A 24,154-nucleotide genomic window follows, 5' to 3' on the forward strand; every position below is an offset into this window, starting at 1 on the left:
CTTCGATGAACGGACAAGACCATGAACGCAACCAGCAACGCTTCTTCTGCGGTGATCCGCATAGAGGACTTAACAGTCCAGTATGCCCAAGGCACCGTAGCTGCTGACAGCATCAACTTGGAAATTCCAGCGGGACAAATCGTTGCCATTGTCGGTGAATCCGGCTCGGGCAAATCAACGCTGACCAAGACCCTGATTGGCCTATTGCCACAGGGGACTGAGGTCCAGGGAAGCGTGCGTTTCGGCGGTACTGAAGTCACCAATCTTTCTTTGTCCGACTGGCGTGCCATTCGTGGTGCCGGAATCGGCTTAGTCCCGCAGGATCCGGGCGCCTCGCTGGATCCCGTGAAGACCATTGGCTCCCAGATCATCGAAGTATTCCGTTTGCATCCGTCACGCTCAGTTCCAAAGGCCCAGTGGCGCTCTAAGGCAATCGAACTGATGCAGAGCGTTGGCATCGACCGGGCGGAAAGCCGGCTGGATCAATTTCCGCACGAGCTTTCTGGCGGGCTGAAGCAACGTGTATTGATTGCCATCGCCTTCGCGTTGAATCCTCAACTGCTCATTGCGGATGAACCCACCAGCGCCTTGGACGTCACCGTCCAGCGCACAGTTTTGGAAGTTTTCGTTTCGCTGGCTCGGAAGAAGGGAACCACTGTACTCTTCGTAACTCACGATCTGGCTGTTGCGACTGACATCGCAGACCGGGTACTGGTCATGAATTCGGGGAGGCTCCTCGAAGATCGCAGCGTTCCGGCGCTGGTTGCACAGAGCACTGAACCGTACACCAAGGCACTGCTCGACCAGGCCTATGCGCATCAGGACCGGCAGCAACCTTCAACCTCAGACGACATCGCGATCACAGTGGAGGGACTCGGCAAGGTCTTCGGCAAAGGCCGCAACGAGCACCAGGTTCTTTCCGACGTCAGTTTCGAAGTGCAGCGAGGCACCACGTTCTCGCTGGTAGGCGAATCCGGTTCCGGAAAATCCACAACAGCAAAAATCATCATGGGAATGCATCCAGCCACCGAAGGATCGGTGCTGGTCAACGGCAGAGAAGTTGCCAACATCAGCGGCAAGCAGCGCTATGACCTGTGGAGGGACGCGCAACTGGTCTATCAGAACCCCGACTCTGCCCTGGACCCGCGACAGTCGATCGGCTCGATCATCGATGAACCAATGGTCAACTACCGTCTGGGTGATTCCGCTTGGCGTGCCCAGCGAGTCGCGCAGTTGATGGATCAGGTGAATCTGCCAGAACAGCTGGTCGGAAGACGCCCAGGAGAGCTTTCCGGGGGACAACGCCAACGCGTCGCCATTGCCCGGGCTCTGGCAAGCGGTGCCAAAATTCTCGTCCTCGATGAAGCATTGAGCGCACTTGATGTACTCACCCAGGAACAAATACTTGAGTTGCTCGACCAGTTGCAGCGCGAAGAACAACTGACCTACCTGTTCATTTCCCATGATCTGCATGTGGTGGAACGGATCAGCCACCGCGTTGGCGTGATGTGCCGTGGGCAAATTGTCGAGTCGGGAACCGTCGATGAAATCTATTCCAATCCCCAGCATGAGTACACCAGGACCCTGCTTGCGGCGAATCCCGGCAAGGTACTTCGCGAATTGGCCGATTCGCGTACCGCCTAGCCATTTCACACCAATTCCAAAATCTACTAGGAGCATCCATGAGCACTGAAGCCTTGGCAACATTCCGTCCTTCCGCCCAGCAGCACACCGAAGCCGCTTACCAAGAACTTTTGGCACACTTCAGCCAGGTATTTGCCCGTATCGCGCAGGGCGCCACCGAACGCGAACAGCAGCGCATCCTGCCTTTCGAACAGGTGCAGTGGCTCAAGGACGCAGGATTCACCACCTTGCGCGTGCCAGCCAGCCACGGTGGCTCGCCGATTAGCCATGAGCACCTGTTCCGCCTGCTTATCGAGCTGGCGGCAGCCGACTCCAACGTAGCCCACTTGCTGCGCAGCCACTTCTCGTTCGTGGAAACCATTGCCCTGCAGCCTCAGGAGTTCCAGGACCGCTGGTTCCCGCGGGTGCTTGCGGGGGAAATCTTCGGCAATGCCGCCACCGAGCGCGGCGGCAACGCCCTGGGCAGCACCAACACCAAACTCGTCAAGACGGACGCCGGGTGGGTGCTGCGCGGCGAGAAGTACTACACCACCGGATCGATCTTCGCGGACTGGGTTGTCGTCATGGCCACCACCGAAGGCGTTGAGGGGCGGCAGTACGCGGTAGTCGAACGCCACGCCAAAGGCGTCGAAATCCTGGACGACTGGGACGGATTCGGCCAGCCGCTGACCGGCACCGGCACCGCGATCTTCACCGACGTCGCGGTGGACGAGCAGAACATCATCCAGCGCAAGGTGGCTTCCACCCTGGAGCCGGCGTTCTTCCAGCTCTGCCTGCTCTCGGTACTGGTTGGCATCGGCAAAGCAGCCCGGAACGAAGCCGCCCGAATCGTGGCGACCCGCACCCGTACCTTCAACACCGGCTCCGGCGCGCTGTTCAAGGACGACCCGCAGATCCAAGAGCTCGTAGGACGCCTTGCCTCGAACGTATTCGCCGCAGAATCAATTGTGGTGTCGGCGGCCCGCGACCTGGACGCAGCACTGGAACCGAGCCTCGGCTTGAACGCGGAGGAAGCCTTCCTGCGCGCCGAGCTTGCCGTGCAACAGGCGCACGTGGCCGCACCGAAGCTGGTCTTGGATGCCACCAGCGAACTCTTCGACGTCACCGGCGCCTCAGCGGTATCCACCTCGAAGTCGCTGGACCGTTTCTGGCGCAACGCGCGCACCGTCGCCACCCACAATCCAGTGGCCTTCAAGGCGCGTTCGGTGGGCGATTACTTCATCAACGGAACCATCCCGACGGGTTTGCACTCGATCGGCGAAGCCAAGGGAGCCAAGTAGCCATGGGAACCTTCGAATCCCGGCCGCGCTTCCTGCTGTCGGCCTTCCTCATGAACACCTCAAGCCACATCCTCGGCGGCATGTGGCGCCACCCTGAGGCGCAGCAGCACAAGTTCAACGAGCTGGATCTGTGGGTGGACCTGGCGAAGAAGCTGGAAGACGCCAAGTTCGACAACTTGTTCTTCGCCGACGTGGTGGGCCTCTACGGCGACCACGAAGGCGGCTGGGCCTCCCACGTGCGCAAGGGCATGCAGGTGCCCAGCCACGACCCGATGGTTCTGCTCTCCGCGCTGGCCGCTACCACCAAGGATATTGGCCTGGCGATGACCAGCTCGGTTATCCAATCCCACCCATTCCAGTTTGCGCGGCAGATCTCCACCTTGGATCACCTGTCGCAGGGCCGCGTGGCGTGGAACATCGTCACCAGCGTGCTGGAGAACTCGCACCGCAATTTCGGCGGTGCGAGCCTGGTCGCGCACGATGACCGCTACGCCTGGGCCGAGGAATATGTGGAAGCGGCCTACAAGCTGTGGGAAGGGTCCTGGGAGGACGACGCGCTGCTGGCCGACAAGGAGTCGGGCATCTTCGCCGACCCTGCTCGGGTCAATAAGATCAACCATCGTGGCGAGCTGTACTCCATCGATGGTCCGCATCTGGCTCTGCCCAGCGCACAGCGCACCCCGTTCCTATTCCAGGCAGGCTCCTCGCCACGCGGTTCCCAATTCGCCGCGACGCATGCGGAGGCGACGTTCCTGTTCGCCCCGCACCCGCAGTATGTGGCGAAGAAGAATGCGCAGTTGACCAGCAACCTGCAGGCCGCTGGCCGCACCCGCGAAGACATCAAGGTCTTCGCCGGACTGTCCTTCGTGGTCGGTTCCACGGAAGCTGAAGCCAAGGCCCTTGAAGCTGAATACGACCAGTACCTGGATCCGCACGCCATCATCGCCCACATCGGCGGAGGCATCGGAGTGGATCTGGGTGGACTGGATCTGGATACCCCGCTGGGGGATGTGAAGACCGAAGGCGCCCAAGGCGTGCTGGAAGCGGCGCTTGCCTCGACCCCGGGACGCAACCCAACCCTTCGCGACCTGGCGCACTACCGCGCCAAGGCGCAGCAGATCGTCGGCACTCCGGAACAGATCGTTGATGAGCTGGAACAATGGCAGGACGCGGGGATTGATGGGTTGAACATCATGAACCACGTACTGCCCGGATCCTATGACAACTTCATCGAAGGCGTCCTTCCGGAGCTGCGTCGCCGCGGCCTGGCGCAAGCCGGGTACACGCCGGGGAGCCTGCGGCAGAAGGTGTTCGGCCGCGGGGACAAGCTTCCGGAAAATCATCCGGCGGCCCAATACCGCGGAGCGTTCACGCAGAACAGCGCAGCATCCACCCAGAAAGCAGCGCAGCTGCAGCACTGAATTCCGCAAGCTTGAAAGGCCAGTGGCATGGATGGGTCCGAGCCACTGGTCTTTCTTTGATGCCCGGAAGCTGAATCGCCGGCAACGCGGTATGGTGTCGTGCATGGGCACCCATCACGTAAATGATCCAGAGACGATCCGCAGGCTGTTGAGCACACCGGGACGCTGGGCCGTTGTCGGCCTGACCAATAATCCCGTTCGCGTGGCTCCTTCCATCGCACGGTTCCTGCGCGACGAGCTGTCGATGAAGATTTTTCCTGTGTCATTGAGCGGGGAAACCGTGATGGGCGAACCGGGATTCACGAAGCTTGCTGATATCCCGGAACCCATCGATGTGGTGGATTGCTTCGTGAACTCCTCTAAGGTGGGGGACATCGTTGACCAGGCGATCGCCGTGGGCGCCAAAGCGGTGTGGCTGCAGCTCGGCGTGATCGACGAAGCCGCTGCCCAGCGGGCCAGGGACGCGGGATTGGACGTGGTGATGGATACCTGCCCTAAGATTGAGTACCCATTCCGATAGCGAGGCTTTGATGGCGATATCAGCTGCTCAAGATGAACTGGAAAATGCGTGGGCGCAGCTGTGCCTGAGCATGCCGTGCGCTTATGCCGATTATCCTTTTGGCCCTGAGAGCACCGTATTCAAGGTGGCGGGCAGGGATCCTGGCAAAGGCAAGATGTTCGGGCTGATCATGCACCTGAATGGTGAATTGGTGCTGAACCTGAAATGCGAGCCTGCCCTTGCTGACCAGCAACGCAGCGAGCATCCGCAGATCACCCCGGGCTATCACATGAACAAGAAGCACTGGAATTCCGTGCGTGCTGGACTCGACCCGAACCTGATGCGTGAACTCATCGAGGATTCCTATGATCTGGTGGTCGACGGCATGCCCCGGAGGGACAAAGAATACATCCGCCTGCAAGGCACAATTAACAAGGGGAGCATAGAATAGAGGCATGTACTTCATCGTTGTTAAATACCAGGTAAAGCCAGAATCAACCCCGACCTTCATGGATCAGGTCGCTGAATTCACCGCGGCTACCCGCGCCGAGGAAGGCAACATCTTCTTCGACTGGTCCGTGAGTGTCGAAGACCCCAACGAATTCGTGCTGGTCGAGGCCTTCCGTGATGACGAGGCCGCTGCGGCACATGTGAACTCGGCGCACTTCGCTGCAGGTCTTGAATCCATGCGGCCACACTTGGTCTCCACCCCGAAGATCGTCTCCCGCAAGGTGGATGGCGAGGGCTGGGATTCCATGGGCGAATTGGTCATCGATTAATTTACCGGGATAAAGGCAAAGGGAAGAACCTCAGCGGTTCTTCCCTTTGCCTTTGCCTGTGGACCTTAGCGGCCGGCCTTGTTGCCGAAGCGGCGTACCAGAATCAAGGCGATGCCGGCCAGGACAACTACACCGGCGATGATGCCGATCCAGCTGGCGTTGAAGCCGGTGTCGGCCAGATCATCGGTGTTTTGATCCGGGGAGTCCTTCTTTGGCTCGTCAGAAGCATCTGGGGATTCGCTTGCATCCCCAGTTGGCTCTGGCGAACTGGTTGGCTCGTCGGTCGCATCTTCAGATGGTTCCGGCGAAGCGGTTGGCTCGGTTGGATCCTCGGTCGGGTCATCCGAAGGAACCGGCGACTGAGTTGGCTCTTCCTCTTCGAGCAGGACCGCGCGGCCCAGGGGAGCCGGCTCGACGACGTCGTGCGCCTTGAAGTAGTTCACGGTGGCGTCCAAATCGATCTGGCCGGAGTCGGCGTGATCGGTGCCGTCTGCGAAGGCGATGAAGTTATCGCCACCGGTCGCCAGGAAGGCGTTGGCCGCGACCCGGAAGGTTGCTTCCTCGTCCAGCGGCTCGCCGTTGAAGGTGATGTCCTTGATGTGCTCGCCCTGGGCGGCTTCCTCAACGTAGGTGTAGGACAGTCCCTCGGAAATGCCCAGATGCAGCTTGGAGCGCTCCGAGCCAGCCGGCTGCCACTGCTGCTCCAGCGCCTCGCGGATCTGCGCTCCGGTGAGGTTGAAGGTGATCAGGGTGTTGGCGAATGGCTGGACTTCGGCCGCGTCCTTGTAGGACACGGTGCCGTCTTCGCCGTAGAGCAGGTCGGCACGCAGGCCGCCCGGGTTCATGAACGCGATCTCGGCTGGTTCGCCGGCAAAGTCGTCGTTCGAGGTGGCCCACAGGTGGATGTCGGCTACGGTGTTGCCCAGGGTGGATTCGACTCCACGGTCTGAGCCTGGTTCTTCGCCGCCGCGCAGGATGTCTTCGGAAATGGCGCCGATCTTCACGCTGCCGACCACTTCGGCTTCGGCTTCAGCGTTGCTGACGATCTCTGCAACCTGGGCGTTGGCCTCGAAGTTGCCCGCCCATTCGCCGTCGGCGCCCTCGGTGGCCAAGGCGATTCGTTCGGTGTCGGCTTCGGTGACTTCGCCGGTTTCGGGATCCACCTGCAGGGAAACCTTGCCCAAGGTGGTGCCGTACTGGTGGGACTGGATCACTGGGCGGTCCGCGATGTCGCAATCGTAGGACTGGTGGGTGTGGCCCGAGAAGATCGCGTCAATCTCATCGCTGGCTTCGCGGATGAGCTTGCCATAGGTGCTGTCTTCGGCAGCAATATCAGCGCACTTGTCGCCAGCGGAACCATTATGGGTCAGCAGCACCACCACATCGGCCTCGCCATTCGCTTCATCGCCGTCGGAGAGCTGGGCTGCTACCCGGTTCGCTGCTTCCAGTTCGCTGCCGAAATCCAGATCGGCAATGCCGGCTGGGGAAACCAGCGAGGGCATGTCCTCGGTAACGGTGCCGATGAAGCCCACGGAAACGCCGGAGACTTCACGGATCGCAAATTCTTGCAGGGCAGGAGTCTTGGTGCCCTTTTCATAGACATTGGCGCCCAATGCGAAGTCTGCACCGTTTTCACCGGTGGAATCAGCGTAGCTGTCGATGACGCGTCCAGCCAGATCAGCAAAGCCCTTGTCGAACTCGTGGTTGCCTACTGCCGAGACATCCAGGCCGCCGGCTCCGAGCGCCGCGATGGTTGGTTCATCATCCTGGGACGCGGAAGCGAAGGTCGAAGCGCCAATGTTGTCGCCGGCAGAGACGAACAGGGTGTTCTCGTTTTCTGCGCGCAGTTCATCAACGGCGCCGGCGAGCACCGCAGCACCGGCGGAGCTCCTGTCTGCGGAAATGCGACCGTGGAAGTCATTGATGCCGACTAGGTCCACGGTGACTGCTGCGGCATTCGCGGCTGCGGAAGAAGATGGGCTCTGCGTGGACGTAGCCTGGGCTGCTGCGGCACCGCCGGCCGCCAGCGAAATCGTCGCCAGCGAGGCGAGACCGAGTTTGCTTATCTGCCTGAATGCAGACATGGGTACTCCTAAATGTGACGAGTGTGACAAGGTATATGTCTATCGCATCTGAATGAACATGTCGATGCTTTAGCGTTAAATTTAGGTGCAGAAGTACAAGTTCTGGCGGTTATTCAACAGAAGCAACCTCCCAGCCATAGGCCGAGAGGTTGCTTCTGGAAATGGAAGTTTGCAGCTATTGCCGACGCTTTCGCGGAGGGTCTCCCGCGGTAACGGTGGAGGAGCCAACAATCGCTTTCAGCAGCAGCATCGCTGCTCCAATGAACATGAGGGTGGAGACGACCCAGCAGGCAGTGGCCGTATCGCGCTGCGCGGTGTTCAGGGCAAAAGAGAAGATGAATCCGCTGGAAACCAGCAGGAGGACTCCGGGAATTCGTGTCTTCATCATGCGCCTTTGCAGTGGAGGATTAGGCCAAACGATCGCAGAACATAATCGCTATCGTGTTGAATAACATCCATCTTGCCACAAATCCATCGACTTTACGATAGGCCTTAAGGTGGATATTACCTTGGGATATCCTGTGTCCGGCTATTGATGCAGGCAAAGCTGCTTGGCTGCTAGATGCAGGAATTCAGCAGTTTCCCGATCGCGGCGTGCTCTGCCTTGGTCATCCAAACTCCGTATTTGGCTTTTACCTGGGTCTGCCGCGAGACATAGTCGCAGCGGAAATTCTTGTTCGGCGGCAGCCACGATGCGGCGTCCTTGTCGCCCTTAGCGGCATTAGTCGGCCCATCGGAAGCCAGCAGGTTCAACGGGTCGTTGGCAAATTCCAGTCGGGTGTCGGCATCCCAGCCCTGCGCTCCCTTTTGCCAGGAATCGGACAACGCGACAACATGGTCGATCTGCACCGCGGTGCTGGTGCCTTGGCCACGCTTGAATTCAATGGTCTTGCCCGTATAGGGATCATCGAACCGTCCCCTCAGGACAACGCAGGGTCGAGCGGCCGACTTATAGGTCACGTTCACCAAATCTCGCGACAGGATGTCGTTGCGCGCGTCGCATCCATTGCGGTCCGGATCTTTCCACCCCTTGCCGAACTTTGCTCTGTCGTAGCCGGTTTTCGGCGCGCGGCCCTTCACAGCAATTTCGTCGAGCAGTTCGAGGGATTCCGCATAGATCTCACGTTGCACTGCGGTGCTTGGGGCAGGTGCGCCTTGCGCATCAGGCAGGGGAGGGAACTCTGCGCTATCCAGTGAAGAGCACGAACTGAGTACAAGAGTGGATACGAGGGTGAAAAACGCTAAGGTGCGACGCAGCAAACGCATGCGGTGGTACTACTCCTAAAAGTGGCCGGTGCTTGAGCATGAAAATGCCTCTGACTTGAACTATAGGCAGTGGGGCTGACGATTTAGCCGTGCCTGCTTCGTGTGGTGGCGTGACTTTGAATGCACAGGCATAAGAGACTGCTGCTATTCAAGCTCGGAAGAACTCAGCCCTGGGAAATCGTGCTCGAAATAGTCCAGGATCTCTTGGGCTGCGTAGTAATCCAGCAGGTGCGGGGCGCTGAGCGGGAAGACGGAGCCGCTTTGCACCGAAGGCAGCTGGGCTAATGATTCATCCGCGGTAAACTCCATGGCGGTTTTCTTGTTCGCCGCCAGCAGGAAGGTGGCATCGCCAGTGAGCGCCGCTGGCAGGTCTTGGTAGCTGACGAAACTGAAATCCTCCCTTGGCTGCGTGGACGTGTCGAACTGCTTTGGCGTTGAAACCATCGTGAAGCCGAGTCCGCTCAGCAGCTGCGCGTACGGCCCGGCGGCCTTGGCGATCGGAGAGGTGCCACGGGCAGCATAGGAAATGAGCGAGGCGGTGGTTCCGGGAGGGATTGACAGCTTCGCTCTCAGTGTTGAGATCCGTTCGGCAACGGCTGCGGCGTTCTGCTGTGCCTTGTCTTCGGTGCCGGTGGCTTCCCCCAGCAGTTTTGAAAGTTCGTTCCAATCCTCATCCGCATAGTCCAAGACAATGGCTGGTGCAATCTTTCGCAGCGCACCAATCTTGCCTAATTCGGAGTCTGCGCCTGTCGCCGCCACAATGATGAGGTCAGGCTTCTGCTCAGCGATTTCTTCCAGATCGAACTTTCCAACTTCATAGAGCGGATCGAGTTTGCGAGCCGAGGCAACATCAGCCCAGTGCTTGAAGAAGCCGTCGCGATCAGCGTCTGGTCCTTCCGGTGCCGTCGCGCTGGCAATGACCGGCGCGTCCAGGGCCAGCAGAGAGCCCGTAAGCCCTACCGAGGTCGAGACTATGCGTTCAGGTTTTGCCGGAATCCTCACGGTGTTCTGCATTGAATCCGTGAACGTGCGAGGCCAGTGCCCGACGTCAAATGCCGCTGTGTCCGTATCCCGCGCTGGCTCGGCAGGTGTCGTCGCGCACGAGCCAAGGGAGAAGGCTAATGCGCTGATGAACAAGGCAACTGCGATTCGTGACAAGCTGGGGCGCACTAAAGTTCTCCTGGGCCGATGGCCAAAAACTGGCCAGGCGGCATATGACGGCAATGTATTACTCGAAATCTCTTTCCGAACCCATTTTATGTTCCCCAGCCGCAGTCACGCCCCTTGGCGCAAGAACAAGCGGATCACGTTGACTGCGTAAACCGCTGCTTCTTGCGCAGGGGAGCCGCGGAAGAGCCATTGCCGATGCCGGCGCGCATGCAGCCTGGTCTTTAGCGGCGCAACCTCTCTTCACGGAGGGTCCAATATGAGGAGATATGGGTGGAACGCTTGTCGAGGTGCCAGTGCCGGGCAACGTGGCTGATCTCCTTGACCGCGGAACGCTCTGCATGAGCGATTAACCCAATCCGAAGATGAGGCAGCGGCAGGGAACGGAGCTCATCGGCCAGCAATGTGCTGCGTCCCGCCGAAATGCCATCGCGCGGCAACCAGCGTAAATCAACTCCAGGAGGATGTTTCACGTCAAAGATTGCGTTCTGATCCGCAACCTCGAGCAGCGCTATGCCGTGCGCATCGGCGGGCAATGCTTCCAGAGCCTTGCAGATCGCCGGGATGCCGGCTTCATCCGCTGCCAGTAAATTATAGTCGGCGTTCAGCGACAGCGAGGACTTGCTGCGCGATGGCGAAATGACCAGCGGAGCCCCGGGCTGCACCGTTCCAGCCCAATGGCCAACGGTGCCCGGCTCGCCATGAACAACGAAGTCGATAGCGATTTCCGGGACCAGCGCGTCGATCCATCGGATCGTGTACGACTTGGAACGTGGAACATGTTCGCGGGGCAGGCGTTGTCGCAAGGCCCGCAAATCATAGGGAGGCTCGAGTCCAAGGGTAGGATCAGCGACAAAGACTTTGACATATTCGTCGATTGCTCCATTGGAACGGTAGCCATCCAGATCTGGGGCACCGGCGATGATGCGCACCATCTGGTCATTCAGCCGCTCTACCCGGGTGATCGTCAGAACGTGCTGATCAACCTTTTTCCTTGGCGGTTCTTGATATCCCAGGGCAGGGGTGTGCCTGGCGAGGGGCTCCTCATAGGTTTCTGCGTAGCTGCGCGTTTCCGAAGGGACTGCGGGTGGCGGAGCAAGAGTGGCGGGCGAGGCCTGCGCCGGCGGGTGGTGGTAGTGCTTGAAAGAGGTGCGCAGCGTCTTATCCAGGACTTTGCGTGCGGCGGCGAGCGCTGCGGCGGCACCGGCACGTTCGGCAGCTGCCAGCAGTTCGTCGGTTTGCTGCTCGTTGAGCACCGAGTTGTCGCCAATATTCCGGTATAACTGCTCCTTGGCCACCGCGTATCCGGCCTTCGCTCCAGCCTTTTCTGCCTGGGCCAGGACTTCCAGGGTGAACCCTTCCCTAGGTGTCACCGTGTATTGCGGACCGTAGCTCTTGTACTTGTGATGCTTAGACATGGTGTGCCCCTAACCCGGCCGGTGTGAGCACCCGCCTGTATGCCTGAGTATGGGGGATATCGGGCATGGAAAACAAGTCATTTTAATCTGCAGAACGCCAAGCTCCATGCGCCTGGCGCCTTGGCCATTTCTACCGCGGATTTCCGCGGATTATTCGATATTCGATTCATTCGACAATGAGCAGATCCGGTCACTAAAATTAGCCCCATGTCTGATACCTTGCCACCGTGCCCTGAATGCTCCAGCGAATACACCTACGCAATGGATGCCCTGCTGGTCTGCCCAGAGTGCGCGCATGAATGGAATGCCGAGGCCGAACACACCGAAACCGCCGAAGCGGTGATCAAGGATGCTGTCGGCAATGTGCTGCAGGACGGCGATACCGTCAGCATCACCAAGACCATGAAGGTCAAGGGTGCGCAAAGCGCGTTGAAAGCCGGAACCAAGGTCCGCGGCATCCGATTGGTCCAGGGTTCAGGCGACCATGACATCGCGGCCAAGGTCGATGGCTTTGGGCAGATGGAATTGAAGTCTTCCATCGTCAAGAAGATCTAGTTTTCCAATCCGGAGTCCCATAAGGTCCCAGAATCCTCCGATGGAAAGCATCCCGAACTCAGACGCTCATGGCAGTTCCCACAAGTGGCATGCCCAGCGCTTCTGTCTGCCGCTGGGGAAGATCCGTGAAGTGTTGACGGAAGCGGCCCGCGGGAACAAGACTCGTGGTGGAAAGAAGGTTTCAGCAGCGAGGGGTTTGCCGTGGATTCAGCAAGCGTGGACGAAAAGCTCGACGCGATAATCATCGGGTGGGGCAAGGGCGGCAAGACCCTGGCCGGCACATTGGCCCGGGCAGGCCAGCGCGTGGCAATCATCGAGCAGTCTTCCCAGATGTACGGCGGCACCTGCATCAATATCGGTTGCGTCCCCACCAAGGCGCTGATCCATGATGCCGAAAACCGGGACGGCAGCGGATATGACCAGCAGATTTTCGACGCGGCAGTCGATCGCCGGGACAAGCTCACCGCCAAGATGCGCGCCAAGAACTTCTCCATGCTTGACGAGCTGGACTCGGTGCTGGTGGTCAACGGCACGGCTGCATTCACCGGGCCGAAGAGCATCAAGGTCAATGCCGGTTCAGAAGAGCTGGAACTGAGCGCAGAAACGATCATCATCAACACCGGCGCCCTCCCTGCAGTCCCGGAAATCGACGGCGCGCAGATCGGCGGGCGGGTGCATGACTCCACCACCATCCAGCACGCCCCGTTGCCCAAGACCCTGGCCGTGGTGGGCGGCGGATATGTCGGCATCGAGTTCGCGTCGATGTTTGCCCAGTTCGGATCAAGGGTCACGGTGCTGGATCGCGGAAGCCGTGCACTGTCCAAGGAAGATGCGGATGTGGCCACCGAGGTCCAGGGATGCTTGGAAGATGCGGGAGCCGAGATCATCAGCTCGGCCTCGGTGCGCTCAATCAGCCAGGACGAGCACGGTGCTACCGTCAGCTATGAACGCGAGGACGAGGTGCATCGGTTGCAGTCCGATGCGGTGCTGATCGCGCTGGGGCGCGTGCCGAATACTGCCGGCCTGGGCTTGGAAGCCGCCGGGGTTCGCACGGGTTCCCGCGGGGAAATCGTGGTGGACGAGTTCCTGGCCACCAGCGCTCCGGGCATCTATGCCGTGGGTGATGCCAATGGCGGTCCGCAGTTCACCTATATCTCGCTTGATGACCATCGGGTGCTGGCCAACCGGCTGCTGGGCGACGGATCGCGCAGCACCAAGGACCGGGTGGCCGTTCCGTACACCATCTTCACCACCCCGCCACTGGCACGCGTCGGCTTGAGCGAAAAGCAGGCGGCGCAGCAAGGGCTGGACACCAGGATCGCAGTGAAGAAGGTTGCGGAGATTGCGGCAATGCCGCGCCCCAAGATCGTGGGTGATCCGCGGGGAATCATCAAGTTCGTCGTTGATGCGCGCAGCGATGGGATCCTCGGCGCGGCGCTGATGCACGTGGACTCCCAGGAGGTCATCAACTTGGTGGCACTGGCCATGCGGCAGCGCATAGGCGCTGCCGAACTGCGCGACCAGATCTTCACCCACCCCTCGTCCACCGAGGCGCTGAACGAGGTGCTCGGGCAGCTAGGCTGAGGCCTGGATTTGTGCGGAACTGATCAGCTCGGCGAGCTCCGCGCGCGGCTTGTTCGCACCGAAGGCAGGCTGGCCAGGCTGCAGGCGCAAGCCTTCGTCCAGGGAACCGATGGGCAGCGGGTCGAAGCCGAACTCGTCAACAATCCGTGCCACCTGCTCAACGTCTTCGGGCAGATCCCCGGCCACCGCGATGGCCTTGCGGCGCTCGACGCCGGACGGACGGGCCTCGTCCTCCAGATCGTGGTAGCCCATGTGGTTGAAGGCCTTGACGATCCGCGAGGCTGGCAGGAAGTCCTGGACCAGCGTGCTGGTGGACACCGCAGGATCGTTCAGATCCTCGCGGATGCCGTCGGTTTCCCACCAGTAGTTCATCGCATCGATCACCAGCTTGCCCTCGAGTGCGGCCGCCGGAATGTTCCGGTACTTGCCCAGCGGCAGCGCCAAGATGGCGATATCGGCATCCCGTGCGGCAGTTTCCGGATCCACGGCCACCGCTCCGGGAGTGAGGATCTCGATGGTCAGGGCAATGGGGCCGGGGTCGCCGGAGCCGGCGATGAGCACCTTGTGGCCGGCTTGCACCGCGCGGCGGGCAAGGACCGTGCCGATCTTCCCGGCACCGAGGATGCCGATGGTCTGCTGAGCCATTTTCTCTCCTTCAGGCATGTTCGCGAATCCGTTCCTAGCTCTGGGCGAGCATGTCGCGCACCAGCGGGATGACCTTCTCGCCGTAGAGCTCCACGGCACGCAGGCGGGCGCCGGCTTCCACCGCGCCGCCGGAGTAGATCAAATCGAAACGGCCGATATCCAGGGACTTGATGGTCTTGGCGATCTTGCGCGCCACGGTTTCCGGCGAGCCGACATACAGCGAGCCTTCGCTGATCTCATGCTCGAATTCGCCGCGGCTCATCGGGCTCCAGCCGCGGCTGGCACCGATGCGGTCGCGCTGCTCCTTGTAGGCGTCGAACATATGCTCGCGGGCCAGCTCGTCGGTTTCCGCCACGAAGCCGGGGGAGTGCAGGCCCACCGGCAGGGTTGCGTGGCCGAACTGGTCGTTGGCCCGGCGGTACAGATCGATGTAGGGTGCGAAGCGCTCGGGCGAGCCGCCGATGACCGCGAGCATCATGCGGAATCCGTAGTGCGCGGTGCGGATGACCGACTGCGGGGAGCCGCCTACGCCCACCCAGGTGTTCAAGCGGCCTGACTCGGTCTTCGGGAAGACGTCCATGTCCACCAGCGCCGCACGCTTGGTGCCCTGCCAGGTGACCGGCTTCTCGTCGAGCAGCTTGTGGAACAGGTCGATCTTCTCGTCGAAGAGCAGATCGTAGTCGGCCATGTCGTAGCCGAACAGCGGGAAGGATTCGGTGAACGAGCCGCGGCCCAGCATGACCTCGGCGCGGCCGTTGGACAGCGCATCCACGGTAGCGAAGCGCTGGAAGACGCGGACCGGATCATCTGAGGACAGCACGGTCACGCCGGATCCGAGGCGGATCCGCTCGGTCGCCGTGGCAATGCCGGCCAGTACCGTTTCGGGGCTGGAGATGGCGTACTCCGGACGATGGTGCTCGCCGACGGCGATCACGTCGACGCCTGCCTGGTCGGCCGCGATGGCCTCCTGGACGGTGGCGCGGATCCCCTGCGCGTGGGTTGCCAGCTTGCCCGTCTTGTCGCTGGGCACGTCGCCGAAGGTGTCAAGGCCGAATTCGATAGTCTCGCTGGCGGTCATTGCGTGTTCCCCGTTTCAAATACTTGGTTGATGCATCAATTATCACTCAATGTCGTTGACGTGTCAACCACTTTAATTCGGCCTTCTCCAGCTGATTCATTTGGGGCTGCAAAGGAGCCAAACTGCAACGGATTCGTGCTGGATTGGGTTCACCGCGCATGGCTACGGTAGGAAAACCATTCGTTCGAGTCTGGCGAGGAGGAATCACCATGCGAATTCAACGAACCTCTCCAGCGCCACTGGCGCTCGTTCTTGCGGTGCTCATGCTCGCTGCAGGCTGCAGCCAAGGCCCCGGTGGCGAGACGGCCGAAAGCCCTGCACCGCCAACCAGCGCGAGTACGGAAACATCGGCATCGCCAACTAGCCCTGGCGGCTCTACACCGGCGCAGAGCACGGAGCCGGCGGCAAGCGTCGCGGAGCCAACTACAGCGGCCCTGACGCTGTTCTATGTTGCCGTGGGCGATGAAGGGAAAGCAGGGCCGGAGATCGGCTGCGGCGACTCGCTGGTCGCGACCGAAACGGGGCCAGAGGAATTCACCAACCAAATTGAGGCCTCGATTGACGCGCTGCTCGATGATGAGGAGGAAATGCTCGGAGAATCCGGGCTGCGCAACGCCTTGGCCGGTTCTGACCTCGACTACGTTTCATCGGCAGTGGATGGCGATGTGGTGACCGTCGAATTGAGCGGAACCGTGAGCTCCGGCGGCACTTGCGATGATCCGCGCATTATCGGACAGCTCCAGTACACCGCGATGACCGCGGCCGGTACCGGCGAGGCCCGGATCCTTGTTGGCGGAAAAAAGCTCGAAGAAGTGCTCAGCGCCAAATAACCAGCCTAGGCAAAACGGCGGCCCTCCTCAATGAGGAGAGCCGCCGTTGACAGGTTGGCTGGAGCCTAGCCGAAGTACTTCTTCATGGTGCCTTCGGATGCTTCGCGCAGCTCGTCCACCGATACGGTGAACTCGCCCTGGATTTCCAGGGCGCCGGACTGCGCATCGACAATGCCGAGGCGGGCCACGGTGACGCCGCGGGCGCCAGTCATGTCGTTGAAGCGGACCTCTTCGCTGCGTGGAACCGCAACCAGGGCGCGGGCCTGGGACTCAGAGAACAGGGCGGTGAAGGAATCAAGCCCGTCACGCTGCTTGATCTCGTCCAGGGCCACGCGGGCGCCGACGCCGTAGCGCAGGACCATCTCGGACAGCGCGGCAACCAGGCCGCCCTCGGACAGGTCGTGCGCCGCGTCGATCATGCCGTCGCGGCTGGCGTTGATCAGGATCTCGCCCAGTTCCTTCTCGGCTGCCAGATCGACCTTCGGCGGCAGGCCGCCGAGGTGGCCGCGCAGGTTCGCGTACTCCGAGCCGTCCAGCTCATCGGCGGTGGTGCCGATCAGGTAGATGGCCTGGCCGTCGGCCTCTTCGCGCCAGCCCGACGGGGTGCGGCGGGCGACGTCATCCAGCTTGCCCAGGGTCGCAACCACCGGGGTCGGGTGGATGGCCTTGTCGCCGGTCTGGTTGTACAGCGAGACGTTGCCGCCGGTGACCGGGACGCCCAGCTCCATGCAGGCGTCCGACAGGCCGCGGATGCCCTCGGCCAGCTGCCACATGACATCCGGGTCCTCGGGGGAGCCGTAGTTCAGGCAGTCGGAGACGGCAGCAGGAACGGCGCCGGAAGTGGCGACGTTGCGGTAGGACTCGGCCAGAGCCAGCTGCGCGCCGGCGTACGGATCCAGGTAGGTGTAGCGGCCGTTGGCATCGGTGGCGATGGCCACGCCGAGGCCGGTGGACTCGTCGATGCGGACCACTCCGGCATCATCCGGGGCGGCCAGCGCGGTGTTGCCGCCGACGTAGCGGTCGTACTGGCTGGTGATCCAGGACTTGTCGCACAGGTTCGGGCTGGCGATCAGCTCCAGGGTGGCGGCCTTCAGCTCTTCGCCGGTGGCCGGCAGGTTGGCGCCGGCTGCCGAGGACTTGAAGGTGTCTGCCTGCAGCGCGTCCTGCCAATGGGGGCGGGCGTAAGGGCGGTCGTAGACCGGGCCGTCGTGGGCGACGGTCTTCGGATCCACGTCGACGATGACCTCGCCGTCCCAGGTGATGATCAGCCGGTCGGTGTCGGTCACCTCGCCCAGCCAGGAGTACTCCACGTTCCACTTGGCCATGACCGCCTCGAATGCCTCGACGTTCTCGGGGGTCACCACGGCCATCATGCGTTCCTGGGACTCCGACATCAGGATTTCGCCCGGGGTCAGGGTGGAGTCGCGCAGCAGCACGTTGGTCAGCTCGACCTGCATGCCGCCCTCGCCGTTGGAGGCAAGCTCGCTGGTGGCGCAGGAGATGCCCGCGGCGCCCAGGTCCTGGATGCCCTCGACCAGCGAGGCCTTGAACAGCTCCAGGCAGCACTCGATGAGCACCTTCTCGGCGAACGGGTCGCCGACCTGCACGGCCGGCCGCTTGGATGGCTTGGTGTCGTCGAAGGACTCGGAGGCCAGCACCGAGGCGCCGCCGATGCCGTCGCCGCCGGTGCGCGCACCGAAGAGCACCACCTTGTTGCCCACGCCCGAGGCGTTGGCCAGGCGCAGGTCCTCGTGGCGCAGCGCGCCGACTGCCAGCGCGTTGACCAGCGGGTTGCCCTGGTAGATCGGGTCGAACACGGTTTCGCCGCCGATGTTCGGCAGGCCCAGCGAGTTGCCGTAGCCGCCGATGCCGGAGACCACGCCGTGCACCACGCGCTGCGAATCCTCGTGGTCGATCGCGCCGAAGCGCAGCGGATCCATCACGGCGATCGGGCGGGCGCCCATGGAGATGATGTCGCGCACGATGCCGCCGATGCCGGTGGCAGCCCCCTGGTAGGGCTCCACGTAGGACGGGGAGTTGTGCGATTCGATCTTGAAGGTCACGGCCCAGCCGTCGCCCAGGTCGGTGACACCGGCGTTTTCGCCCATGCCGACCATCAGGTCCTTCTTCATCTCCTCGGTGACCTTCTGCCCGAACTGGCGCAGGTGGTTCTTGGTGGACTTGTAGGAGCAGTGCTCGGACCACATGACCGAGTACATGGCCAATTCAGCGGCGGTCGGACGGCGGCCGAGGATCTTGACGATCTCGGCGAACTCGTTGTCCTTCAGGCCCAGCTCTGCCCAGGGCAGTTCCACGTCCGGGGTGCCCGCTGCGTTATCGACGGTGTCGATATTGAATTCCTTAGTGGCTTCCTGGCTCACTTTTTGCCTCCAACAAGGTGGGTCAGAACACTGGTGAAGAATGCCAGGCCGTCGGTGCCGCGGTGATCCGGGCCGAAGCCGGCTTCAATGGCATGCTCCGGGTGCGGCATCAGGCCGACAACGTTGCCCGCCTTGTTGCTCACGCCGGCGATCGAGCGGCGCGAGCCGTTCGGGTTCCAGCCCACGTAGGAGAACGCGATGCGGTTCTCGGCTTCGAGCTCGTCCAGCACCTTCTCGTCAGCGACGTACTGGCCGTCCTGGTTCTTCAGCACGATGGTGATCTCCTGGCCGGCTTCGAACCCGTTGGTCCACGCGGTCTGGTTGTTCTCCACGCGCAGCAGCTGGTCGCGGCAGATGAACTTCAGGTGATCGTTCTTGATCATCGAACCGGGCAGCAGGTGCGACTCGGTGAGGATCTGGAAACCGTTGCAGATGCCCAGCACGGGCAGCTTGGCATCGGAGTTCGCGGCATCGGCGATCTTCGCCATCATCGGTGCGAAGCGGGAGATCGCGCCGGCACGCAGGTAGTCGCCGTAGGAGAAGCCGCCGGGGATCACCACGGCGTCGACGTCCTGCAGGTCGGTGTCGGCGTGCCACAGGGACACGGCCTCGGCACCGGCGGCGCGCACTGCGCGCGCGGCGTCGCGGTCATCGAGGGTGCCCGGGAAGGTCACCACGCCGATGCGCGCTCCGGAAATTTCGGTGCTTGGCGTTGAATAGTCGCCAATCAGGGGAAGTTCGGCGCTCATTAGTCTTCGACTACCTCGACGTTGACGACATCTTCGATCACCGGGTTGGACAGCAGGGTTTCTGCTGCCTCGCGAGCCTGTGCGAGGATTTCTTCGGTCACCTCGCCGTCCACTGACAGTTCAAAGCGTTTGCCCTGGCGGACAGCTTCGAAGGAGGTGAAGCCTAGGCGGGGAAGCGCTCCCGCAATGGCCTTGCCCTGTGGGTCAAGGATTTCTGGCTTGAGCATGACATCTACAACGATGCGGGGCATCCGGCATATCTCCTGTTGGCGAGGTTAAGTTAAATGCCACACGGAGATGCCGTCTCACACCAGGGGGATTTGGCGCTCCGCGAGCTTGCCCTCATAGTCTACCCGTGAATGTGACAGGGAAAACGTGCCTGTGTGCGATAGCACCGATATCTCGCGGTTTAAGTCATGTGATCTTTGGCTCACGGGATTCCGGGCAGCGCTTGGCGCGTATGCTGAAACTGTGAAAAATGCTAGTCAAGCCGTCTGCGCCTGCCGTGTTCTGGACGCCGCGAAACTGTCCTACGAAAACTGCTGCAAACCGTTGCATGACGGAAGGGAAGATGGTTCGGTGCTGCCTGAGACCGCAGAGCAGCTGATGCGCTCGCGCTACAGCGCCTTCGTGCTCGGCTTGGAACGGTATTTGCTGGCGACCTGGCATGAGAGCACCAGGCCCAAGGAGCTGGGATTGGATGCGCAGCTGCGCTGGAGGGGTTTGGAGATCATTTCAACCCGCGCCGGCGGTGCAACAGCCTCCCGCGGGGTGGTGGAATTCGCCGCGCACTACCGCGATGGACGGCATGAGGCGCAGCAGCATGAGGTGAGCACCTTCGTGAAGCAGGACGGCGCCTGGTACTACCTCGACGCGCTCTAGGGCTGGGGGTTCAGCCGCTCAGCGCTTGGCCGCGGCCTGCAGCATGGTCAGCATCTGGGTCTGCTGGCGTTCACGGGCCAGCTTGAACGCATCGGAACCGGAATGGTCCTCCAGGTGCGGGTTGGCCCCGTGGGTAATCAGCAAGCGCGCAATGGTGATGGCGTTGCTGGTGCCTTGGCCCAGGACAATGGTTTCGTGCAGGGCAGTCCAGCCCAGGTCATTGACCTGGTCGACAGGGATGCCGGTGCGCAGCAGGTGGCGTACGGCCTGGACCTGGCCATTCTCGCTTGCGACTGCCAGCGCGGTGCCGCCCATGCGATTGACCGAGGCGAGGTCCGCTCCGCCGTCAATGAGCATCTTGAGCGTTTCAACTTGGCCGTTGGCGCTGGCACGCAGGAACGGGGTCTCGTAGAAGTCGTCCTTCTTATTGGGATCCGAACCGGCCTTGAACAGTTCCTTGGCAATGGCATGGTTCTTGTTGATGACAGCACGCATCAACGCGGTGCGGCCGGACTGGTCTTGCGCATCAACGTCGGCGCCCTTCTTCAATGCCGCCTTGACGTCCTTCAGCTTGCCCTCGTTCACCGCAGCGAAGAGCTGGGTAGTGGACTTGGGCATGCCAGCCGATGCGCTGGGAAGGGCCTTGATGGAAGCGCCGGTGTTGGCGCCCGAAGCCAGTGGCGAGAGAGTTGTCTCGGAGCTTTCCGGGGCGGCAGGGCTGCTGGTCTGCTGGGCCGTATTGCCCGGCGTCGTGGTCGGTGCGGTGGTGCCGCTTTGGGAGGAAGCCGGAGCCGGGAGGCTGGAGCCAGATGCGGCCTTGCCCGGGGTAGGCATGGATGCCTGGGCTGAAGCGGTGGAGGCAGGGGCGGGAGCCGGGTTGGAAGCAACTTCTTGGGCCTGGGGCGAGGAAGCGGAACAGCTGGAGCATGCGCCCATGATCGCGGCCAGCGGTAGCGCCAGCAATGCCAATCCACGGCGGTTCGTGGTGGGACCGGTATGAAGTGCCATCTGTCCTTTCGCGGTTCAACAACCCATCCCGGAATGGTTTTCGCACCATCCAGGGACTCTGCTCAGTAACTTTTGATCACTTGCGAGCTTAGCGGCCGAAGCTGAAAATTTGCGGTCAATCGGCGCCGAGATTGCTCTGTGCCCGGCCCCTGCCGATCTTCGCTAAAATCATTAGCACCATGGATTGCCTTTACTTTTCTGCCTCCCGTTGCCGCTCGTGCACCTTGATGACGGTGCCCTACGCCCGGCAACTGCAATCAAAAGTCGAGGATTGCCAGCAGCTGCTCTCCGGCTTCCAGTCCCTGGAATTCCTTCCGCCCCAAGCCAGCAACGAGCAGGGCTTCCGCAACAAGGCCAAGATGGTCATTTCCGGGACCACCGAGCAACCGACCATCGGCATCCTGGATGCCGACGGCCATGGTGTCGATCTGCGCAACTGCGGCGTCATCGCGGCACCGTTGCGTGCGGTGTTCCCGGTCATCGAGCAGTTCATCCATGATTTGAAGCTCATTCCCTACGATGTTCCCAAGCGCAAGGGCGAACTGAAGCATGTGATTCTCACCCTGTCGGACACCGGCTCGGTGATGGTCCGCTGGGTGCTGCGCACCAAGAAGCATTTTGTCGCGCTGCGCGATTCGCTGCCGCAGTTCCTCGAGCAGCTTCCGCGCCACAGCGTGGTGTCGGTGAACTTCCTGCCCGAGCACAAGGCGGTGCTGGAAGGCGAAGAGGAAATCATCCTGACCCGCCGCAGCACCTTGGAATTCGGGTTGAATGGTGTCCCGATGCACCTGCGTCCCCAGGGTTTCTTCCAGACCAATAGCGAGATCGCCGCCGCGTTGTACCGCCAGGCCCGCCAATGGATCAACGATGCCAACCCGGAAAGCGTGTGGGATTTGTACAGCGGGGTGGGCGGTTTTGCGCTGCACTGCGCTGCGGAGGACCGCACCGTGTACGGTATCGAGACCAGCGCGGACGCTGTCGAAGCGGCCAAGACCAGCGCGAAAGCCATGGAATTGGAAGACGTTCACTTCAAGGCCCAGGACGCTACCGAATTCGCGCTGAATGCCGGCTGGGCACCGGACGCGGTGATCGTGAATCCGCCGCGCCGCGGCATTTCCGCGCAGCTGGCGGCGTGGCTGAACGAGTCGGATGTCCAGCACGTCATCTACTCCAGCTGCAATGCGAAGTCCCTGGCCAGGGACCTGGAGCGGCTGGATAACTACACCCCGCAGCTGGCCCGCGTGATGGACATGTTCCCGCAGACCAGCCACTACGAGGTCATCGTGAAGCTGGAGCGCAAGGTCGCCTAGCGATCCAGGGTTGCGGTGCGCCGGTCGAGGCGCCCGACAATCTCATCAACAAGGTGCGGGTCGATATTCGGTTCGCGGCGGGCCTTGAGCAGCTCGTCGCGGGCGGCTTCCAGTGCGATGGCCTGGATCGAATCTGCCTTGGCGATCACCGCACGGATCTGCGTGTACTTCTCGTCCGAGATCGCATCATGCGGATCCGGGTCCTTGGCCAGGATGGTGTGCAGCGAGTTCATGCGCCGACGCACCGCCTGCTGGTAGTTCTCCGGCAGCTCTTCCAGCTCGACGTTCTTGCGCAGCGCCGACAAGGCGACGGCTTCGGCACGGCGGGCCAGGGCGCGGCGGGCACGCTTGGTGTCCTGTTCGTTATTGCGCAGCTTCAGCACGCGCATCAGCGCCGGCAGGGTCAGGCCCGGCAGCACCAGGGTGCACAGCAAGACCGAGCAGGCGGCCACCACCACGAAATTGCGGCCCTCGATGGCAGTTCCATCGGCCGTGACCTTTGGCAGCGCCAGCGCCAGGGCCAGTGTCGCCAGGCCGCGCATGCCGCACCAGGTGAGCACCAGCGCGTCCTTGCGTGCAGGAATCGCGGGCTTGGCGCGGTTGGGCAGGTAGTAGGTCCCCAGCATCCACAGCGCACGCACGGCGATGACCACGAAGCAGATCGCGGCAATGCCTGGGATGAAGCCAATCAGATTGCTGCCTTCCTCCTGGATCACCTGGTTCATCTCGATGCCCATCAAGCCGAAGGCCAAGCCGGTGGCCAGCAGCTCGAGCACTTCCCAGAAGGACTGCCGGGTCAGGCGTTCGGCGGAGTCCTGGGGACGGTCGCGGCGCACCATTTCAAGGGCCGTGACCACGACCGCGATGACGCCGGAAATATGCAGTTCCTCGGCAATCATATAGACCGCATAGGGTGCCACCAGGGTGGCTGCGCAACGTGCCGCCAGGTTGGGAACGAAGCGGTTCAGTGCGCCGATGGCCCAGCCCATGGCCAGGCCCAGGACTACGGCGCCTGCGGCGCCAAGCAGGAATTGCGGAATGATCTCGAGCCCGACCTCCGAGCCATTCAGGGTTGCCTGCACTGCCAGCTGGAAGATCACGATGGCCATGGCGTCGTTGAACAGGCCCTCGGTTTCCAGCAGGGAGGTCAGGCGCCGCGGCATCTTCACCTTGGTGGCAATGGCATCCACGGCCACCGGGTCGGGCGGGGCGACAACGGCTCCCAGCGCCAGGGCCAGCGGAATGGAAACGATCGGGGAGAACGCCAGCGCGGTGGCGGCCACTGTGCCTGCTGTCACTACGATCAGCACCACGGCTAGCCTGATCAAGGCCTTCCATCGGAAGCGGAATACTGACCAGCTGCTGCGCTGGGCCGTAGCGAAAAGCAAAGGGGGCAAGAAGATCGGAAGGATCAGTTCTGGCTCGATGTGCATTTCGGGCATGAACGGCAAGAAGCCCGCCAACGTCGCGAAAATCAGCATCAAGATCGGGTAGGGCAATTTAATGCGTTCCCCGATGCCGACAATCAGAATCGTGGCGAATAGCAGTGCGATGATCAGCAGGAAAAACTCCAT

The 24,154-nt window shown here is 61.7% G+C and carries 24 protein-coding genes; 12 read left to right on the plus strand and 12 right to left on the minus strand.

The genetic code is table 11. The features are described from left to right. Positions 1-21 precede the first annotated feature (21 nt). From F0M17_RS01335 to F0M17_RS01360, 6 genes are all read left to right on the plus strand, one after another. Positions 22-1,644: an ABC transporter ATP-binding protein gene (locus F0M17_RS01335; protein ID WP_149596172.1), complete on the plus strand. Its 1,623-nt coding sequence runs from the start codon at positions 22-24 to the stop codon at positions 1,642-1,644. Between the two features lie 38 nt (positions 1,645-1,682). Beyond that, positions 1,683-2,924 carry an acyl-CoA dehydrogenase family protein gene (locus F0M17_RS01340; protein WP_149596173.1) on the plus strand — a complete coding sequence of 414 codons (1,242 nt, stop codon included), beginning with the start codon at positions 1,683-1,685 and terminating at the stop codon, positions 2,922-2,924. A 2-nt stretch (positions 2,925-2,926) separates the two neighbouring features. Beyond that, positions 2,927-4,345 carry an NtaA/DmoA family FMN-dependent monooxygenase gene (locus F0M17_RS01345; RefSeq protein WP_149596174.1) on the plus strand — a complete coding sequence of 473 codons (1,419 nt, stop codon included), beginning with the start codon at positions 2,927-2,929 and terminating at the stop codon, positions 4,343-4,345. 103 nt (positions 4,346-4,448) lie between these two features. Continuing rightward, positions 4,449-4,865 carry a CoA-binding protein gene (locus tag F0M17_RS01350; protein WP_073707497.1) on the plus strand — a complete coding sequence of 139 codons (417 nt, stop codon included), beginning with the start codon at positions 4,449-4,451 and terminating at the stop codon, positions 4,863-4,865. Then, positions 4,846-5,295, plus strand: a complete 450-nt coding sequence (locus F0M17_RS01355) for an MmcQ/YjbR family DNA-binding protein (protein ID WP_246857105.1) — start codon at positions 4,846-4,848, stop codon at positions 5,293-5,295. Before F0M17_RS01350 ends, F0M17_RS01355 begins: the two co-directional genes overlap by 20 nt. Before the next feature lie 4 nt (positions 5,296-5,299). Then, positions 5,300-5,623, plus strand: coding sequence for a putative quinol monooxygenase (locus tag F0M17_RS01360; protein WP_038991945.1), 324 nt, complete (start codon positions 5,300-5,302; stop codon positions 5,621-5,623). Between the two features lie 65 nt (positions 5,624-5,688). On the opposite strand, the gene F0M17_RS01365 is transcribed toward F0M17_RS01360, so the two are convergent. The 4 genes from F0M17_RS01365 to fepB form a co-directional block, all read right to left on the minus strand. Then, positions 5,689-7,707, minus strand: a complete 2,019-nt coding sequence (locus tag F0M17_RS01365) for a bifunctional UDP-sugar hydrolase/5'-nucleotidase (protein WP_149596175.1) — start codon at positions 7,705-7,707, stop codon at positions 5,689-5,691. Between the two features lie 175 nt (positions 7,708-7,882). Beyond that, on the minus strand, positions 7,883-8,095 hold the full coding sequence (locus tag F0M17_RS01370) for a hypothetical protein (protein ID WP_038991944.1): 213 nt from the start codon (positions 8,093-8,095) through the stop codon (positions 7,883-7,885). A gap of 170 nt (positions 8,096-8,265) precedes the next feature. Next, complete coding sequence (locus tag F0M17_RS01375; RefSeq protein ID WP_149596176.1) at positions 8,266-8,973, minus strand: HNH endonuclease family protein; 708 nt, start codon at positions 8,971-8,973, stop codon at positions 8,266-8,268. A gap of 144 nt (positions 8,974-9,117) precedes the next feature. Continuing rightward, the gene (gene fepB, locus F0M17_RS01380) at positions 9,118-10,143 is read right to left on the minus strand and encodes a Fe2+-enterobactin ABC transporter substrate-binding protein (RefSeq protein ID WP_246857106.1); all 1,026 of its coding nucleotides are present in this window, start codon (positions 10,141-10,143) and stop codon (positions 9,118-9,120) included. On the opposite strand from fepB, the gene F0M17_RS17555 reads away from it, so the two are divergent. Then, complete coding sequence (locus F0M17_RS17555) at positions 10,103-10,294, plus strand: hypothetical protein (RefSeq protein ID WP_210416728.1); 192 nt, start codon at positions 10,103-10,105, stop codon at positions 10,292-10,294. The two genes, fepB and F0M17_RS17555, sit on opposite strands and share 41 nt — an antisense overlap. Before the next feature lie 70 nt (positions 10,295-10,364). On the opposite strand, the gene F0M17_RS01385 is transcribed toward F0M17_RS17555, so the two are convergent. Beyond that, positions 10,365-11,558 (minus strand): siderophore-interacting protein, encoded by a 1,194-nt coding sequence (locus F0M17_RS01385; protein ID WP_149596178.1) that lies wholly within the window; start codon positions 11,556-11,558, stop codon positions 10,365-10,367. Positions 11,559-11,765: 207 nt separating this feature from the next. On the opposite strand from F0M17_RS01385, the gene F0M17_RS01390 reads away from it, so the two are divergent. After that, complete coding sequence (locus F0M17_RS01390) at positions 11,766-12,113, plus strand: zinc ribbon domain-containing protein YjdM (RefSeq protein WP_121866008.1); 348 nt, start codon at positions 11,766-11,768, stop codon at positions 12,111-12,113. A 201-nt stretch (positions 12,114-12,314) separates the two neighbouring features. Beyond that, positions 12,315-13,697 carry an FAD-dependent oxidoreductase gene (locus F0M17_RS01395; RefSeq protein ID WP_246857107.1) on the plus strand — a complete coding sequence of 461 codons (1,383 nt, stop codon included), beginning with the start codon at positions 12,315-12,317 and terminating at the stop codon, positions 13,695-13,697. Here F0M17_RS01395 and F0M17_RS01400 read toward each other — a convergent pair. Continuing rightward, entirely contained in the window at positions 13,689-14,360 is a 672-nt protein-coding gene (locus F0M17_RS01400) for an NADPH-dependent F420 reductase (RefSeq protein ID WP_149596179.1), read from the minus strand. The genes F0M17_RS01395 and F0M17_RS01400 overlap by 9 nt on opposite strands. A gap of 16 nt (positions 14,361-14,376) precedes the next feature. Then, positions 14,377-15,420, minus strand: a complete 1,044-nt coding sequence (locus tag F0M17_RS01405) for an LLM class flavin-dependent oxidoreductase (RefSeq protein WP_073707348.1) — start codon at positions 15,418-15,420, stop codon at positions 14,377-14,379. 209 nt (positions 15,421-15,629) lie between these two features. On the opposite strand from F0M17_RS01405, the gene F0M17_RS01410 reads away from it, so the two are divergent. Further along, positions 15,630-16,250 (plus strand): GerMN domain-containing protein, encoded by a 621-nt coding sequence (locus tag F0M17_RS01410; protein ID WP_244213547.1) that lies wholly within the window; start codon positions 15,630-15,632, stop codon positions 16,248-16,250. A 65-nt stretch (positions 16,251-16,315) separates the two neighbouring features. Here F0M17_RS01410 and purL read toward each other — a convergent pair whose 3' ends face one another. The 3 genes from purL to purS are packed head-to-tail and all read right to left on the minus strand — an operon-like array spanning position 16,316 to position 19,631. Then, entirely contained in the window at positions 16,316-18,631 is a 2,316-nt protein-coding gene (gene purL, locus F0M17_RS01415; RefSeq protein ID WP_073707349.1) for a phosphoribosylformylglycinamidine synthase subunit PurL, read from the minus strand. Then, a complete protein-coding gene (gene purQ / locus F0M17_RS01420; protein WP_038991934.1) occupies positions 18,628-19,380 on the minus strand; it encodes a phosphoribosylformylglycinamidine synthase subunit PurQ in 753 nt (250 codons plus the stop codon). The genes purL and purQ overlap by 4 nt, the downstream gene beginning before the upstream one ends. Then, entirely contained in the window at positions 19,380-19,631 is a 252-nt protein-coding gene (gene purS, locus F0M17_RS01425; RefSeq protein WP_038991933.1) for a phosphoribosylformylglycinamidine synthase subunit PurS, read from the minus strand. The genes purQ and purS overlap by 1 nt, the downstream gene beginning before the upstream one ends. A gap of 328 nt (positions 19,632-19,959) precedes the next feature. Between purS and F0M17_RS17635 the strand changes: the two genes are divergently transcribed. Further along, positions 19,960-20,262, plus strand: a complete 303-nt coding sequence (locus F0M17_RS17635) for a YchJ family protein (RefSeq protein WP_246857109.1) — start codon at positions 19,960-19,962, stop codon at positions 20,260-20,262. An 18-nt stretch (positions 20,263-20,280) separates the two neighbouring features. On the opposite strand, the gene F0M17_RS01435 is transcribed toward F0M17_RS17635, so the two are convergent. Continuing rightward, positions 20,281-21,270 (minus strand): ankyrin repeat domain-containing protein, encoded by a 990-nt coding sequence (locus tag F0M17_RS01435; RefSeq protein ID WP_149596180.1) that lies wholly within the window; start codon positions 21,268-21,270, stop codon positions 20,281-20,283. 179 nt (positions 21,271-21,449) lie between these two features. Here F0M17_RS01435 and rlmC point away from each other — a divergent pair, with 179 nt between their 5' ends. Beyond that, the gene (gene rlmC / locus F0M17_RS01440; protein WP_149596181.1) at positions 21,450-22,580 is read left to right on the plus strand and encodes a 23S rRNA (uracil(747)-C(5))-methyltransferase RlmC; all 1,131 of its coding nucleotides are present in this window, start codon (positions 21,450-21,452) and stop codon (positions 22,578-22,580) included. Here the strand turns inward: rlmC and F0M17_RS01445 are convergent. Beyond that, entirely contained in the window at positions 22,577-24,154 is a 1,578-nt protein-coding gene (locus tag F0M17_RS01445; protein ID WP_038991931.1) for a sodium:proton antiporter, read from the minus strand. The genes rlmC and F0M17_RS01445 overlap by 4 nt on opposite strands.

The sequence above is a fragment of the Glutamicibacter sp. ZJUTW genome (assembly GCF_008370855.1).
In the GTDB taxonomy this organism is placed as follows: domain Bacteria; phylum Actinomycetota; class Actinomycetes; order Actinomycetales; family Micrococcaceae; genus Glutamicibacter; species Glutamicibacter nicotianae.